General features: G+C 58.8%; 9 protein-coding genes, 1 other RNA gene and 1 pseudogene. 10 read left to right on the forward strand and 1 reads right to left on the reverse strand.

All coding sequences use genetic code 11. The features are described 5' to 3' along the window. The first annotated feature begins 113 nt into the window (after nt 1-113). From ssrS to ACUVTA_RS05915, 5 genes are all read left to right on the forward strand, one after another. A non-coding RNA gene (gene ssrS, locus ACUVTA_RS05895) (6S RNA) lies at nt 114-299 on the forward strand. A 179-nt stretch (nt 300-478) separates the two neighbouring features. After that, nucleotides 479-1492: a tRNA 2-thiouridine(34) synthase MnmA gene (gene mnmA / locus ACUVTA_RS05900; RefSeq protein ID WP_445952051.1), complete on the forward strand. Its 1014-nt coding sequence runs from the start codon at nt 479-481 to the stop codon at nt 1490-1492. A 102-nt stretch (nt 1493-1594) separates the two neighbouring features. Continuing rightward, a complete protein-coding gene (gene purL, locus ACUVTA_RS05905) occupies nt 1595-4423 on the forward strand; it encodes a phosphoribosylformylglycinamidine synthase subunit PurL (RefSeq protein WP_445952043.1) in 2829 nt (942 codons plus the stop codon). After that, on the forward strand, nt 4420-5196 hold the full coding sequence (purQ, locus tag ACUVTA_RS05910; protein WP_445952044.1) for a phosphoribosylformylglycinamidine synthase I: 777 nt from the start codon (nt 4420-4422) through the stop codon (nt 5194-5196). The genes purL and purQ overlap by 4 nt, the downstream gene beginning before the upstream one ends. Before the next feature lie 32 nt (nt 5197-5228). Continuing rightward, complete coding sequence (locus ACUVTA_RS05915; protein WP_445952045.1) at nt 5229-6296, forward strand: NAD(P)H-dependent glycerol-3-phosphate dehydrogenase; 1068 nt, start codon at nt 5229-5231, stop codon at nt 6294-6296. A gap of 47 nt (nt 6297-6343) precedes the next feature. Here the strand turns inward: ACUVTA_RS05915 and ACUVTA_RS05920 are convergent, their stop codons facing one another. Continuing rightward, nucleotides 6344-6889, reverse strand: a complete 546-nt coding sequence (locus ACUVTA_RS05920; protein ID WP_445952046.1) for a 2-hydroxyacyl-CoA dehydratase — start codon at nt 6887-6889, stop codon at nt 6344-6346. Nucleotides 6890-7181: 292 nt separating this feature from the next. On the opposite strand from ACUVTA_RS05920, the pseudogene spoIVA reads away from it, so the two are divergent. The 5 genes and pseudogenes from spoIVA (at nt 7182) to ACUVTA_RS05945 (ending at nt 12740) form a co-directional block, all read left to right on the forward strand. Beyond that, nucleotides 7182-8659: pseudogene (spoIVA, locus tag ACUVTA_RS05925) on the forward strand (stage IV sporulation protein A). A gap of 522 nt (nt 8660-9181) precedes the next feature. Continuing rightward, nucleotides 9182-10114 carry a cation diffusion facilitator family transporter gene (locus ACUVTA_RS05930; protein WP_445952047.1) on the forward strand — a complete coding sequence of 311 codons (933 nt, stop codon included), beginning with the start codon at nt 9182-9184 and terminating at the stop codon, nt 10112-10114. A 104-nt stretch (nt 10115-10218) separates the two neighbouring features. Next, on the forward strand, nt 10219-10407 hold the full coding sequence (locus ACUVTA_RS05935; RefSeq protein ID WP_445952048.1) for a hypothetical protein: 189 nt from the start codon (nt 10219-10221) through the stop codon (nt 10405-10407). A 313-nt stretch (nt 10408-10720) separates the two neighbouring features. Next, complete coding sequence (locus tag ACUVTA_RS05940) at nt 10721-11119, forward strand: hypothetical protein (RefSeq protein ID WP_445952049.1); 399 nt, start codon at nt 10721-10723, stop codon at nt 11117-11119. A 49-nt stretch (nt 11120-11168) separates the two neighbouring features. Next, complete coding sequence (locus tag ACUVTA_RS05945; RefSeq protein WP_445952050.1) at nt 11169-12740, forward strand: exonuclease; 1572 nt, start codon at nt 11169-11171, stop codon at nt 12738-12740. Nucleotides 12741-12896 lie beyond the last annotated feature (156 nt).

A 12896-nucleotide genomic window follows, 5' to 3' on the forward strand; every position in this document is an offset into this window, starting at 1 on the left:
CTTCGGGTTGCCGTTCGAGGAGGGGTTTGCGTAATTCTTTCGTGATAGAGGGTGGCTGGCTCTTTTATTATTGCGGTGGGGTGGCGGGATATGATAAGATATAGGCAGCAAAAGGTACCCTGCGGTGACCGTGAGCATCTTGAAGTTCTGAGCCAACACCAACACATAGGGAGCCCGGGCTCCGGCCGTGGCTCGCAGGCCCCCGTCGGGAGGAAGCGAAAAGCGGTCGGGAGGGCACCCACCTGTTGCGAGACGGGTTCATGGAAACTTTGGGGGTTCACGGCACGCGCGGGGTTTTTCTCTTTTGACTTGGGGATTCTGCGGTAACTGCTATTAGGCACCACCTGATGCCTGGTCCGGGTGATGTTGGGCCGGGGCACAACGGTTGCTGCGGTGAAGTGGTTTGTTGCTGTTCTGGACGGGGCGGTGAGGCGGCTGCGGGGGAGAAAAGCAGGGGGGATAAAGCTTCTTGGCGCGGGTGGCGGTGGCTTTAAGCAGCGGCGTGGATAGCGCTGCGGCGGCCATCCTCCTCCAGGAGGAAGGCCATACCGTTTTCGGCGTGACGATGCAGGTGACGGAGTCCCGTATGACGGAGGCAGCGACGGTAGCGGCGGCGCTCGGGATTAAGCATTACCTCTTCGACCTGCAGGCAGAATTCAAGGCGGCGGTGATTGAGCCTTTTGTGGCGGCCTACTTATCGGGGCGGACTCCTAACCCGTGCGTTACTTGTAACCCGCGGGTGAAGTTCGGCCTACTGCTCCACCGGGCAGTTGAACTAGGTGCGGAATTTTTTGCCACGGGACACTACGCCCGTATCTGGCGGGATGTCGAGACGGGGCGGTATCTGCTGGCCCGGGGCGTAGACCGGAAAAAGGACCAGAGCTATTTTCTCTATGCGCTTACCCAAGAACAGCTCCGCTACCTTCTCTTCCCTCTTGGTACAAAAACCAAGGAGGAGGCGCGGGCGCTTGTCCGGGCGCGTGGCCTGCGCGTTGCGGCCCGGGAGAGCCAGGAGATTTGCTTTATCCCGGAGGGTGATTACCGGAGGCTTCTGCGCCAGGTGGCCGGCGAGCCGTGCCCTGGTCCCATCGTTGATTTACAGGGGAACGTAATCGGCCAGCACCGGGGGCTCCCCTACTATACGGTAGGGCAACGCGGGGGTTTGGGCGTGACGGCAGGCTACCCGCTTTACGTTCTCGCCCTTGACCCTGCGCGTAATGCGCTTATTGTAGGGCCGGAGGAGTTTCTTTACCGGGACGAATGCCTGGTTGGCGACGTGAACCTTATCCCGTTTCCCGCGCTGGCGGGAAGCCTGCCGGTGACGGTAAAGGTGCGGCATGGGGCCCGGGAAAAGCGGGCGGTGATCGAGCCTGCTGGCGAGGACCGGGTGCGGGTGAAGTTTGCGGTGCCGGAGCGGGCTATAACTCCAGGGCAGGCGGCCGTTTTTTACCGAGACGACCTGGTGGTAGGTGGCGGCACAATTTTGGCGTAGGTGCGCGTAATTGTGGCAGGGTTGAGCGGAGTTCCTGTAGAAAAGGTATATCCTAATAGCTGAAAATCGCTCTTTTTAAATAGGTTTTTTAAGGAGGCGGCGATGCTCCAGGAGGTTCGTGTTGGTTTTTTACCTGAGCTTAAGGATTCCCGCGGGGAGGAGATTCTCTATGAGATTCGCCATGCCCTAGGTATCCAGTCGGTGAGCCGGGTTCGCACGGTAAAGGTTTACCGTTTCGAGGGGATCAGCGCGGAGGCAGCCCGCTTGCTGGCGGAACGACTTTTGTGCGAGAGGGTCTTCCAGGAGTACCGGCTCAATGCCCCTCTCGTAACTGACGCTGACCGGCTCGTGGAGGTGGCTTACCGGCCGGGGGTGATGAATCCCGAAGCGGGTTCGCTCTTGAAAGCGGCGGCAGACCTGGGAATTGCGGGGCTCCGCGCTGCCGATTCGAGTATGGAATACGCCTTTTACGGGGGACTGGGCGACGAAGAGTTAGAGCTGATCCTGCGGCGCCTGCTGGTTAACGAGACGATTCAGCATGTGGTGACCGAGAAGCCCAAGACGTTGCTCTTGGGTGGGGAGCCGGGGCGGACGGAAATAATTCCTATTAGGGAGATGACGGATGAGGAGTTAATGGCGCTCTCCCGGGACCGCCTCTTTCTCAACCTTGAGGAGATGCGGCTTATCCAGCAACACTTTCGGGAGCTCGGACGGGACCCAACCGACGCCGAGGTGGAGGTTCTGGCGCAGACCTGGTCGGAACACTGTGTCCATAAAACCTTTAAGGCCCGGATCATCGTTGACGGGGTGGAGAAAAAGCCTTTTCTTACCCGCCTGAAAGAAGCGACGGCCAGAGTGGCACGGGAGGATCTGGTCCTTTCAGCCTTTGTCGATAATTCAGGCGTTATGGCCTTTTACGAGGGCTGGGCGCTCTGTGGCAAGGTGGAGACGCACAATGCGCCTTCGGCTATCGAGCCTTACGGCGGCGCGGCGACCGGTTCTGGCGGCGTTTTCCGTGATATTATGGGTACGGGTCAGGGGGCGAAGGTGATCGCTTCGACCGATATCTTCTGCTTTGCGCCGCCCGACACACCGGCGGTACCGCCGGGGTGCCTGCACCCCCATTACCTGCTGCGGCGCGTGGTTGCCGGCGTGCGCGATTACGGCAACCGGATGGGTATCCCTACGAACAACGGGTCGGTTCACTTTCACCCCGACTTCCGGGCCAAACCGACAGTAATCGTTGGCGCTTACGGGCTTATTCCTGCCGCCCAGGCGAAAAAAGGCCGGCCGGTGCCGGGCGACGCGGTTGTAGTGGTCGGCGGCCGGACGGGGCGGGACGGCATTCACGGCGCGACCTTTTCGAGTGCGGCGATGACCGACCGGACGCAGAGCGTCAACGCCCAGGCGGTTCAGATTGGCCACCCGATCGAGGAAAAAAGGATGGCGGACGCGCTCCTCGTCGCGCGGGACGAGGGACTGATCCGCGCTATCACCGACTGTGGCGCGGGGGGCTTCGCCTCGGCGGTAGGGGAGATGGGGGCGGAAACGGGAGCCCGCATCTATCTCGACCGCGCGCCTTTAAAATACTCAGGCCTGGCTCCCTGGGAAATCCTCCTTTCGGAGAGCCAGGAGCGGATGGTCGCAGCGGTGGCACCGGAGAATTTACCACGCTTCTTCGAAATTTGCCGCGAACATAATGTGGAAGCTACGGTGCTTGGGGAGTTTACCGCTACCGGGCGCTTCGAGGCTTACTACGGTGACGAAAAGGTTCTGGACCTGACGATGGATTTCCTCCACCACGGCCTGCCCCAGCGGCTTCTTACCTGCAGTTACCGGGAACCCGTGCTTAGCGAACCGGATATCCCACTCCCGCAGGATTGGGAAGAGACTTGTTGCCGCGTCCTTGCACACCTCAATGTTTGCTCCAAAGAGCCGATCGTTCGGGTTTACGATCACGGCGTTCAGGGGACGAACGCCCTACCGCCTTACGGGGGCGTACGGGGGGATGGGCCGAATGATGCGGTGGTTCTGGCGCCGTTATTGGGGAAACCTTACGGGATGATTATTGCTCACGGGCTCAACCCGGTGCTCAACCGGATTGACCCGTACTGGGGCGGCCTCTGGGCAGCAACGGAGGCGGTGGCCAACGCCGTAGCCGTGGGGGCCAACCCGGAGGAACTCGTCCTGATCGATAACTTTATCTGGCCGGTACCGGAGGGAGAGTTTTTAGCGCAGCTTGACCGTGCGGTGGACGCCTGTGTTGATTTTAGCGTGGCGCTCGGCCTGCCCTTCATTTCGGGGAAAGACAGCCTTTCCAGTACCTACCGCGGGCGGGGCACGGTTATCCACATTCCACCGGTTCTCTGCGTCTCCGTTTTCGGCCGCGTTCCGGACGTAGGCAAGACCGTCTCCGCGGACCTCAAAAAACCGGGCAGCCTCCTCGTTCTCGTCGGGGAGCGACGTGAAGAAGAGATGGGCGGTTCGGTTTACTACGACCTGCACAAGGTGTTAGGGAAAAACCTCCCCCGGATTAATCTGGCACGCCTGCGGGAGACTTTGGGCGCCCTGCACCGGGCGATTGGTGCCGGTATGGTGTGCGCCTGCCACGACATAAGCGAAGGGGGTCTTCTTGCGGCACTGGCGGAGATGTGCTTTGGCGGGGAGTTGGGGGCGGCGATCGAAATCCCCGCGGCGCTCCGGCCTGACTTCTTTCTGTTCAACGAGACGGCGGGCTGCTTCGTGGTTGAGCTGGAACCGGCGGCCGACCCGGCGCTTCTGTTTGCCGGTCTTCCCTGTCGGGTGCTCGGACGGACGCTCGCGGAACCGGAGTTGCGGGTGCTCCAGAGCGGCCGACCGCTCTTTGCGGTGCCCCTTGAGCGGCTCCGGGCCGCCTACTGCCGTCCGATGAAGGAGGTGTTTGGGGCGTGAGGCCTCCCGTAATGGTGCTGCGGACCGACGGGACAAACTGTGACGTGGAGACCGCTTACGCTTTCGAGGCCGCGGGCGGGGCACCGCGCCTTGTCCACATCAACCAGCTTCGGGCGGGCAAGGAAAAGCTCAGCGACTACCGGGTCCTCGTCATTCCCGGGGGTTTTTCTTACGGCGACGATGTCCACTCAGGGAAGATCCTTGCGGTCGAGCTCACCTCCTTCCTCCGGGAGGAGATCGAGAGCTTTGTTGCGGCGGGCGGCCTGATTTTAGGTATCTGCAACGGTTTTCAGGTGCTGGTGCGTACTGGATTGCTTCCTTTCGGAGAGGTGGGGTCTATCCGGGCAACCCTCATGGTGAACGATAGCGCCCGATTTGAATGCCGGTGGGTGCGGCTGCGGGTGGAGGAGAGCCCGTGCGTTTTCACCCGGGGGGCGGCAGGTTGGGTGGTCACGTTTCAGGCGGCGCATGGGGAAGGGAAATTCTTTACCGACCCGGCAACGCTCGACAAGATCGAGCGGCAGGGACTGGTCGTTTTCCGGTACGTTGACGAAACGGGCCGGCCGACCCAGCAGTACCCGTACAACCCGAACGGGTCTTTGGGTGCGATTGCCGGAATTACGGACCCGACGGGCCGAATAATGGGCCTGATGCCCCACCCCGAGCGTAATATCCTGCCGTACCACCACCCGAACTGGCGGCGGCTGAGAAGCAGTTATCCTGACGGGCGGTTCGTCTTCGAAAACGCGGTCGCGGCGGCGCGAAAGTCTTGAGCAAAAACTAAACCGTCAGGGGAGTGAGTCCCTTGCGCGTAGCAGTGCTCGGTGGGGGAGGCTGGGGAACGGCCCTCAGCTGCCTTCTCGCCCGGAAAGGGCATGCGGTTTCCCTCTGGGCGCGGCGTCCGGAGCATGTGGCCGCCCTCATACGGGAGCGGGAGAACCGGCGGTACCTCCCGGGTGTTTTCTTCCCGAAGGGGGTTGACCCGACGGATTCCTTGCGGGATGCGCTGGCGGGGGCAGCCGTGGTTGTCTTCGCCGTTCCTTCCCACGCCTTCCGGAAGGTCCTGCAGGCAGCCCTACCCTTAATTCCGGCGTCAGCCTGGGTAGTTAACGTGGCTAAAGGGCTCGAAGAGGGGACGCTACTCCGGCTTTCCGAAGTTTACGGTGCCGAAGCGGGGAGGGAGGCGCTGGCCCGTTACGCGGTGCTTTCCGGCCCCAGCCACGCCGAAGAAGTAGGGCGCAACCAACCGACGGCGGTGGTTGCTGCGGCGCCGCGTCACCAAACGGCGGAATTTGTCCAGGAGCTTTTCGTGGGACCTTTCTTTCGGGTTTACACTAACGACGATCTTGTAGGTGTGGAACTCGGCGGGGCGCTTAAGAATATCATCGCGCTTGGTACCGGCATCTGCGAGGGCATCGGCTTCGGCGATAACGCCAAGGCGGCGCTCATCACGCGGGGTCTGGCCGAAATCACCCGGCTTGGCGTCCGCCTCGGTGCTAATCCCCTCACCTTTGCGGGACTGACGGGCCTCGGGGATCTGGTCGTCACCTGCATGAGTATGCACAGCCGTAACCGCCGGGCCGGCATCGAAATCGGCCGTGGCAAAACGCTTGACGCAGCACTAGCGGCGGTGGGCATGGTGGTTGAAGGGGTCCGCACAACCCGGGCAGCCTATACGTTGGCTCGGGAGCTTAACGTTACGATGCCGATAACTACCGAAACCTACCGCGTCCTTTTTGAAAACCTTTCGCCGCTCGAAGCGGCCCGTAACCTAATGGGCCGCGCGCGGACGCACGAAATCGAAGAGGTCTGCCGAATTAAGGCTACCTGGACGGTCTGTCCGGATACCTCTGATGGTAAGGCTGGAAAATGAAGCGGGCCCCCCTCGCAAGGAGGCCCTGACAAGACGCGTGATGAGCTTCAGTCGGCACGGGTGTTGACGCCGTCTGTGAGCATTTCGATAAACGCCTCGATGCGCGTCCGGAGTTGTCCGGCGTTGTGTTCGCTGTAGTCGGTTTCAATTTTTAACACGGGAAGGTTGAGGTTGCGCAGGTCTTTCTCCACCTGGAGTTTGAAACCCATAAAGGACTTGATCAGCGGGCAAATGTTACGGGGAAGGACGCTTTCCGCCCGCGCGGTGCCGACTTCAATACCGGCGCAAAGCCCCACAAAAACGCCACCGGCGGCTAAAATTAATTCTTCGGGAACGTAGAGGCAGAAGGTTCCGACCACCTTTCCGCCTGCCTGGCGGAATTCCTGGAGTTCCTTGATGCGCAGCCCGGGGATTTCGTTAATGACGAAATCAAAGTATTCCATTCCCCGCGGACGGTTCTCCTGCTTGAAATAGACCTCGTAATAAGTAGGAGGCAGCGCCTTAAGAAGCTTCTCGTGGGTGTCGAGGTCGAGCCCTAAAGCCATCCAGAGATCGTTATAGCGGACCATCATTTCCCTCCTTTTTTCTGCCATTATAAATTACAATTTGCGTTATTCGACCAGCTACTTTTCGCTTGTTTAAGCGCCCAGGTTAGTTTCGCCCCGGAGCATCTTTTCTTCCCGTGTTGCATATGGTTAGTTAAGTTTGGCCGTAACGGAAATGATAGCTTCCGGTTCTTCCCAGAGGCAGCCATGGGTTGGGTGACGTGGCCAGAAGATGGGAAAATTTTTTGGCTTACCGGAATAAATCTTTCTACCAGGAATATAAATGGTCATAGCGTTGACTGGAAAAAATGAGAACCGAGGATCAGGGAGGGAGTTGGTCATGGAAAAGCTTTTCCGGGATATCAACAAACGAACGGGCGGCGACATCTATATCGGTGTTGTGGGCGGGGTGCGGACGGGCAAATCGACCTTCATCAAGCGTTTCATGGAGCTTTTAGTTATCCCGAATATTAAAAATGTTTACGACCGTGAACGGGCAAGGGATGAGCTGCCGCAGAGTGGTACCGGCCGGACGGTGATGACCACCGAGCCCAAGTTTGTCCCCAACGAGGCGGTAGAGATCGCCTTGAACGGGATAAAGTTCCGGGTCCGGCTGGTGGACTGCGTGGGTTACCGGGTGGAGGGAGCGCTCGGCTACGAGGAGGATGAACTCCCGCGGCTGGTAACGACGCCGTGGTTTGACGAACCCATTCCCTTCGACGAAGCGGCGGAGGTTGGTACGCGGAAGGTGATTCAGGATCATTCGACGATTGGGATCGTGATGACTACCGACAGCACCATTACGGACATTCCGCGGGAAGGTTACGTGGAGGCCGAAGAGAGGGTAATTCAGGAGCTTAAAGATTTAAACAAGCCTTTTGTCGTTATTTTGAACAGCACTCAACCCCACGCCCTGGAAACCTCTCAGCTCGCGGTTGAACTGACGCGGAAGTATGATGTGCCGGTCCTCCCGGTGGACGTTGAAGGGATGACCCAGAGCGATATTTTTAATATCCTTGAAGAGGTTTTATACGAGTTTCCTGTCAGCGAAGTGAATATCACGCTGCCGCCGTGGGTGGACGAAACTCGGTACGGAGCACTGGTTGCGCCAGAAGTTTGAGAACGCGGTTCGGGAGGCCATCAAGGATGTCCGCCGCGTCCGGGATATTAAAGAAGTCGCTATGAAACTGAAGGAGCACGACTTTATCGACGCGGTGGTGGAACGGGAAACCGATCTCGGCACAGGTGTGGCCTATATCACCCTGACGGCTGCGGAGGGGCTCTTCCACCAGGTTCTTTCCGAGATCAGCGGTTTTACGGTAGGCAGCGACCAAGATATCCTTCGCCTGATGCGGGAGCTGAGCGTTGCCAAGCGGGAGTACGATAAGTTTGCCGACGCCATTCGCGAGGTAAAGGAGACCGGTTATGGGGTGGTGACGCCGCGGCTAGACGAGATGAACCTCGAGGAACCAGAACTTATCCGCCAGGAAAACCGGTTCGGCGTGCGGCTTAAGGCGAGCGCCCCGTCACTCCACATCATCCGGGCCGACATTACTACCGAAATTACGCCAATTATCGGGACGGAGAAGCAGTGTGAGGAGTTGGTGCGCTACATCCTCAATGAGTTTGAGGAGAACCCGAAAAAGATTTGGGAGTCGGAAATCTTCGGTAAGTCGCTTCACGATCTGGTGCGCGAAGGCATCCAGAACAAACTCCACCGGATGCCCGAAAATGCCCAAGGCCAAATTGCAGGAGACACTGCAACGCATTGTAAATGACGGCTCCGGTGGTCTTATCTGCATCATTATTATCGAATAAGAAGCCCCTCCGTGAAGGAGGAGCTTCTTAATTTAAAAGAGCCCGTAATGGCCTGCGCTCCGGCTATCCTGCATCCGTCAGGAGCCCCGGGTAGCCTTTCGACTACCCGGAACCCGCGTATAGAACCCAGGATAACCTTTGCCCGACTGATGCAGGTACTTTTCGAGCTACCGGCAGCCTCTCGGCTGCCGGTAACCCATTTATTACCGGCACGGGCATCAATCTTGGCTCGACCCACAGACCTCCTTGGAAACCCGGCAGCGATCCTTAGGACCGCTGCCGAGCCGTACGTACAGGAAACCTGCAGATCTGCTCGCCGGTTGATACCGAGCCTTGCGACCCGGTATCAACCTTTGATCGACTGCTACCGCGCCGACTGTTTCGACACGGTAGCAATCTTAGCTCGGCCATTACGAACCCTGTTGCTTTTAGTGTAACCCAAAATTTTTAAAATATGAGTCGTCACGTACAAAATTTTGTTCGATAATGTAATGCAGGGTTAATAAAAACGGGGCGGTGTTGATGACCGGTGAAAAGTTAAGAGCAGCCCGTTTCTCGGTGGCTACGAGCCTCACCATTCTTGTTTTCAAGCTCGGGGCCGGTGCGGTTACGGGTTCGGTCGGTGTTCTTTCTGAGGCGGCGCATTCCGGAATGGACCTGCTGGCAGCGCTGGTAACCTATTTTTCCTTGAAAGCTGCTCAGGTGCCGCCTGATGAGCGCCACCGGTTCGGCCACGGCAAGTTTGAAAACTTGGCGGCCGTCATCGAGGCCAGTTTTATCCTTTTAGTGGCTACCCTGATTCTCGTGGAGAGCTTGCGGCGCCTCTTCTCCCCGCGCGCCATTACTTATCTTGATGCCGGCATCGTGGTGATGGCTTTATCTGCGGTAGCCAACTTCTTTCTCTCCCGGTACCTTATCCGCCTCGCCCGGCAAACGGGCTCCGCGGCGCTTTTGGCCGACGGGCTACACCTTTTAACTGATGTTTACTCCTCTGCGGGCGTCTTTGCCGGTCTTGTCCTGATCCGCCTGACGAAGATCACGCTTTTCGACCCGCTTATCGGGATTGTGGTTACCTGCTTGCTTTTCCGGACGGCATATCTCCTGTTGCGGGACTCGCTCCAGAGCTTTCTTGACGTCCGGCTTCCGGAGGAGGAAGAAGCGATAATCCGGGAGGTTCTTGAAGGCTTTAAGGGGGAGTATGTGAATTACCATAACCTCCGGAGCCGGCGTGCGGGTGCTGAGCGGCACGTTGATCTTCACCTTGTCCTCCCCTATGACGCTACGGTGGCCGAAGGAAGCGCTTTAGTCCGGCGGATAACTAAAGCTATCAACGAACGTCTTCCCAGGACTTACGTTCTTATTTCCACTGACCCCTGCAACGCCGTATGTGAGGAATGCCGCTACTGTTTACTGCCTGACGAAATGGAGGCCCCGCCCCGCGAGAATTCCCGGTAAAATTTTTAAAGAGTTCATTGTTTAAGTTATTAACGAAGGCGGAACGGAGCATAATATTGTCAAAGTCCTTAAAATTTTGGGGTAGAGGGGGTTAAGAAGTTAAAATGCTTACTTTAGCGGCGCCACTGGCAGAGTACTTTCTCTACGTGGATAACCGCCTTCCGGAAGAAGCTTGGCGGGTACTCCGAACGCTTAGTAACGGCGGCCGAATGAACAAGGAGGAACTCTCCCTGATGGCGCGGGTCAAGCGGGCGGTACTCGACCACGTCGTGATGCAGCTTTTTACGCCTTAGGGCTCGTTGATGTGACCGCCGAGGGGAAGAGTAAGATCTGTAGCCTTACCAAGTTGGGGGGAGTTTTGCAGCCTGCACCGCGAAAACGGACTTGAGTGTTAAAGGCGAAAACTTACCGAAGGGGCCACGCTAAGCGGCCTTTTTTAGTGCACCCGACGTAGGAAAACGTACGGCAATGACAGGAATTTTGACAGGGATTTATTAAATAAATGGCGAATTTCTATTATGAAAACCCGGTAGAAGAGCGGCGGTAGCGGCTGGCAGCTGCCTCTTTTAGACGGGCAAATTCTATTCTTCATGCGGGAGATTTGCGGTGGATAAGGTGAAGCTGCCTTGCCGGTGCGGCGGGGGAGGACGAGTTGTTCGTCCTTACTGCGGCACTCCGGCGGACGGGAGCAGTGGGGTCTGCCGCGGGTGCGGGAGCGATCTTGAGCCCAACCGAACCATCTACGACCCGGTGAGCCAGGCGTGGCAGGCGGGACGGGGATGGCGACGGCTGCCGCGGCCTGGTGAGCTGATGGGAGGTCTTGTACGCTGGAGCCTCCTGGTTACCGGGCTTTTTTTCTTGGTGCCGGCGCTTTTCAGTCTGGTGCTTGGTCTTACTATGTGGTTTACCCGCACGGGTTCGTGCGGTCCGCTGGCGTTAGTAGTAAGTGCGGTCGGGGTGGCTGTCGGGAGCTCTCTTTGCTGCCAGGCGTTGCGCCGTAAGTGAGGGGCGCTGGAGGGTGCAAGGAGAGTTTTGCGCCGGGGGTTAAAAGAGGATGGTGACCGCTTTAACCTTCTACGACGGCGTGGGCTGCATCGGCGGGAACAAGATTCTGCTGGAGGAGAACGGTGCCGCGCTGCTATTTGATTTCGGTACCAACTTCAAGGCCGAAGGGATGTACTTCGACGAGTTCCTCGGGCCCCGGAGCAGCTTCGGTTTCGCGGACCTTCTATCGCTTGAGATTTTGCCCCCGCTGCGCGGCCTCTACCGGCCGGACTTGGAGTATCCTGGTGTCTGGGAGCGGTACGCGGACCACCCTCTCTACCGCCAGGTGGAGGTTTTAGGGGTCCTGCTCTCGCACGCGCATTTTGATCACTGCGGCCATATTTCCTACCTACGGACGGACATCCCGGTGGTGACGAGCCTCACAGGCGCTGTGATCTGTAAGGCGCTGCAGGACACGGGGGGCGGAAACAGGTTGCAGGAGATCTGTTACGCGACACCGCGGGAGTTCGCCGGCGGGGTACTGAAGGCCGTCTCTTACCGCAACGCCCCTTTTGTGCAGCGGCCCTACTTCGTTTTCGGGGCGGGAGGGGCGGTGCCGGCGGTAGGGGACTTCTGGGCACAGTGCGACGGCTCGCGGGCACTTGCCTGCCGGCCGCTTACCTTCTGCAATGAGGAGGAAGAGTACGGGCCTTTCCGGGTGCGCTTTTGGCCGGTGGACCACTCGATTCCCGGAGCGGGCGCGTTCGGGGTGAAGACGGCGGCGGGCTGGGTGATTTATACGGGCGATTTACGCTTGCACGGCTGCCGGGGAGCGCTCACGCGCCGCTTTATGGTTGAGGCTGCGGCGCTACGGCCGGTGGTACTCATCTGCGAGGGTACGCACCCGGCAACTACGGAACCGGTTACGGAGGAAGAGGTTTGCGCCAATGCGCTCGCCATTGTGCGGCGAGCAAAGGGTCTGGTGGTGGCGGATTTTGGGCCGCGCAATGTGGAGCGGCTTCTCTCTTTTCTTCGGGTCGGCGCGGAAACGGGCCGGCAGTTGGTGCTCACGCTTAAGGATGTCTATCTTCTAGCAGCGCTGCACGCGACAGGGGAGCCGGGGGTACCTAGTCCCTTTAGTGACCACCGCCTTTGTCTTTTCGTGAAGCCGCGGGTTACCCTCCGGGGATGGGAAAAGGTGCTGGTGGAACGTTTCGCAGCGGCGGCGCCGGACCGGATGGTAGGGGCGGCGGCGGTGGCGCGTGCTCAGGGAAATTATCTTTTGTGTTTTTCGTATTACGATTTTCACGCCCTGCTCGATATTAACCCCCGGGGTGGCACCTACATTTACTCTTCGAGCGAGGCTTTCGACGAAGAGATGCTTCTTGACCACCAGCGGGTGGGGAACTGGATTAATCATTTCGGCTTTACACTTTACGGTTCCCTGGGCCGCGACCGTGAAAGGTCAGGGCTGCACGCCAGCGGCCACATCCACGGGCCGGGGCTTGAAGAACTGATCGCGACGGTCCGGCCGGAAATAGTTATCCCGGTACATACGGAAAGCCCGGATTTCTTCCGCCGCTTTATGAGCAGGTGCCGGGTGATTTTCCCGGAGCGGGGTGAGCGGGTGGTTCTCAGCTGACCACGTTTCCGGGTGTGGGCAACGGGGGTACCGGTTCCCCGCGGCTTATAGTTTAGCTACAAACTGGAGCGGTTGACGGGGAGAAGTTGGTGTTTAGTACCCTGGGTATGAGTAAAATGTTTTCGGGGGAATAGAGGGTCAGGTACAAGGAGAGAG

Source organism: Thermodesulfitimonas sp. (genome assembly GCF_052743955.1).

Bases quoted from the DNA above. Each gene is read 5' to 3' on its own strand.
- ACUVTA_RS05930 (WP_445952047.1), top strand. From the start codon at position 9,182: ATGACCGGTGAAAAGTTAAGAGCAGCCCGTTTCTCGGTGGCTACGAGC.
- ACUVTA_RS05945 (WP_445952050.1), top strand. From the start codon at position 11,169: ATGGTGACCGCTTTAACCTTCTACGACGGCGTGGGCTGCATCGGCGGG.
- ACUVTA_RS05920 (WP_445952046.1), bottom strand. From the start codon at position 6,889: ATGGCAGAAAAAAGGAGGGAAATGATGGTCCGCTATAACGATCTCTGG.
- purL (WP_445952043.1), top strand. From the start codon at position 1,595: ATGCTCCAGGAGGTTCGTGTTGGTTTTTTACCTGAGCTTAAGGATTCC.
- ACUVTA_RS05935 (WP_445952048.1), top strand. From the start codon at position 10,219: ATGCTTACTTTAGCGGCGCCACTGGCAGAGTACTTTCTCTACGTGGAT.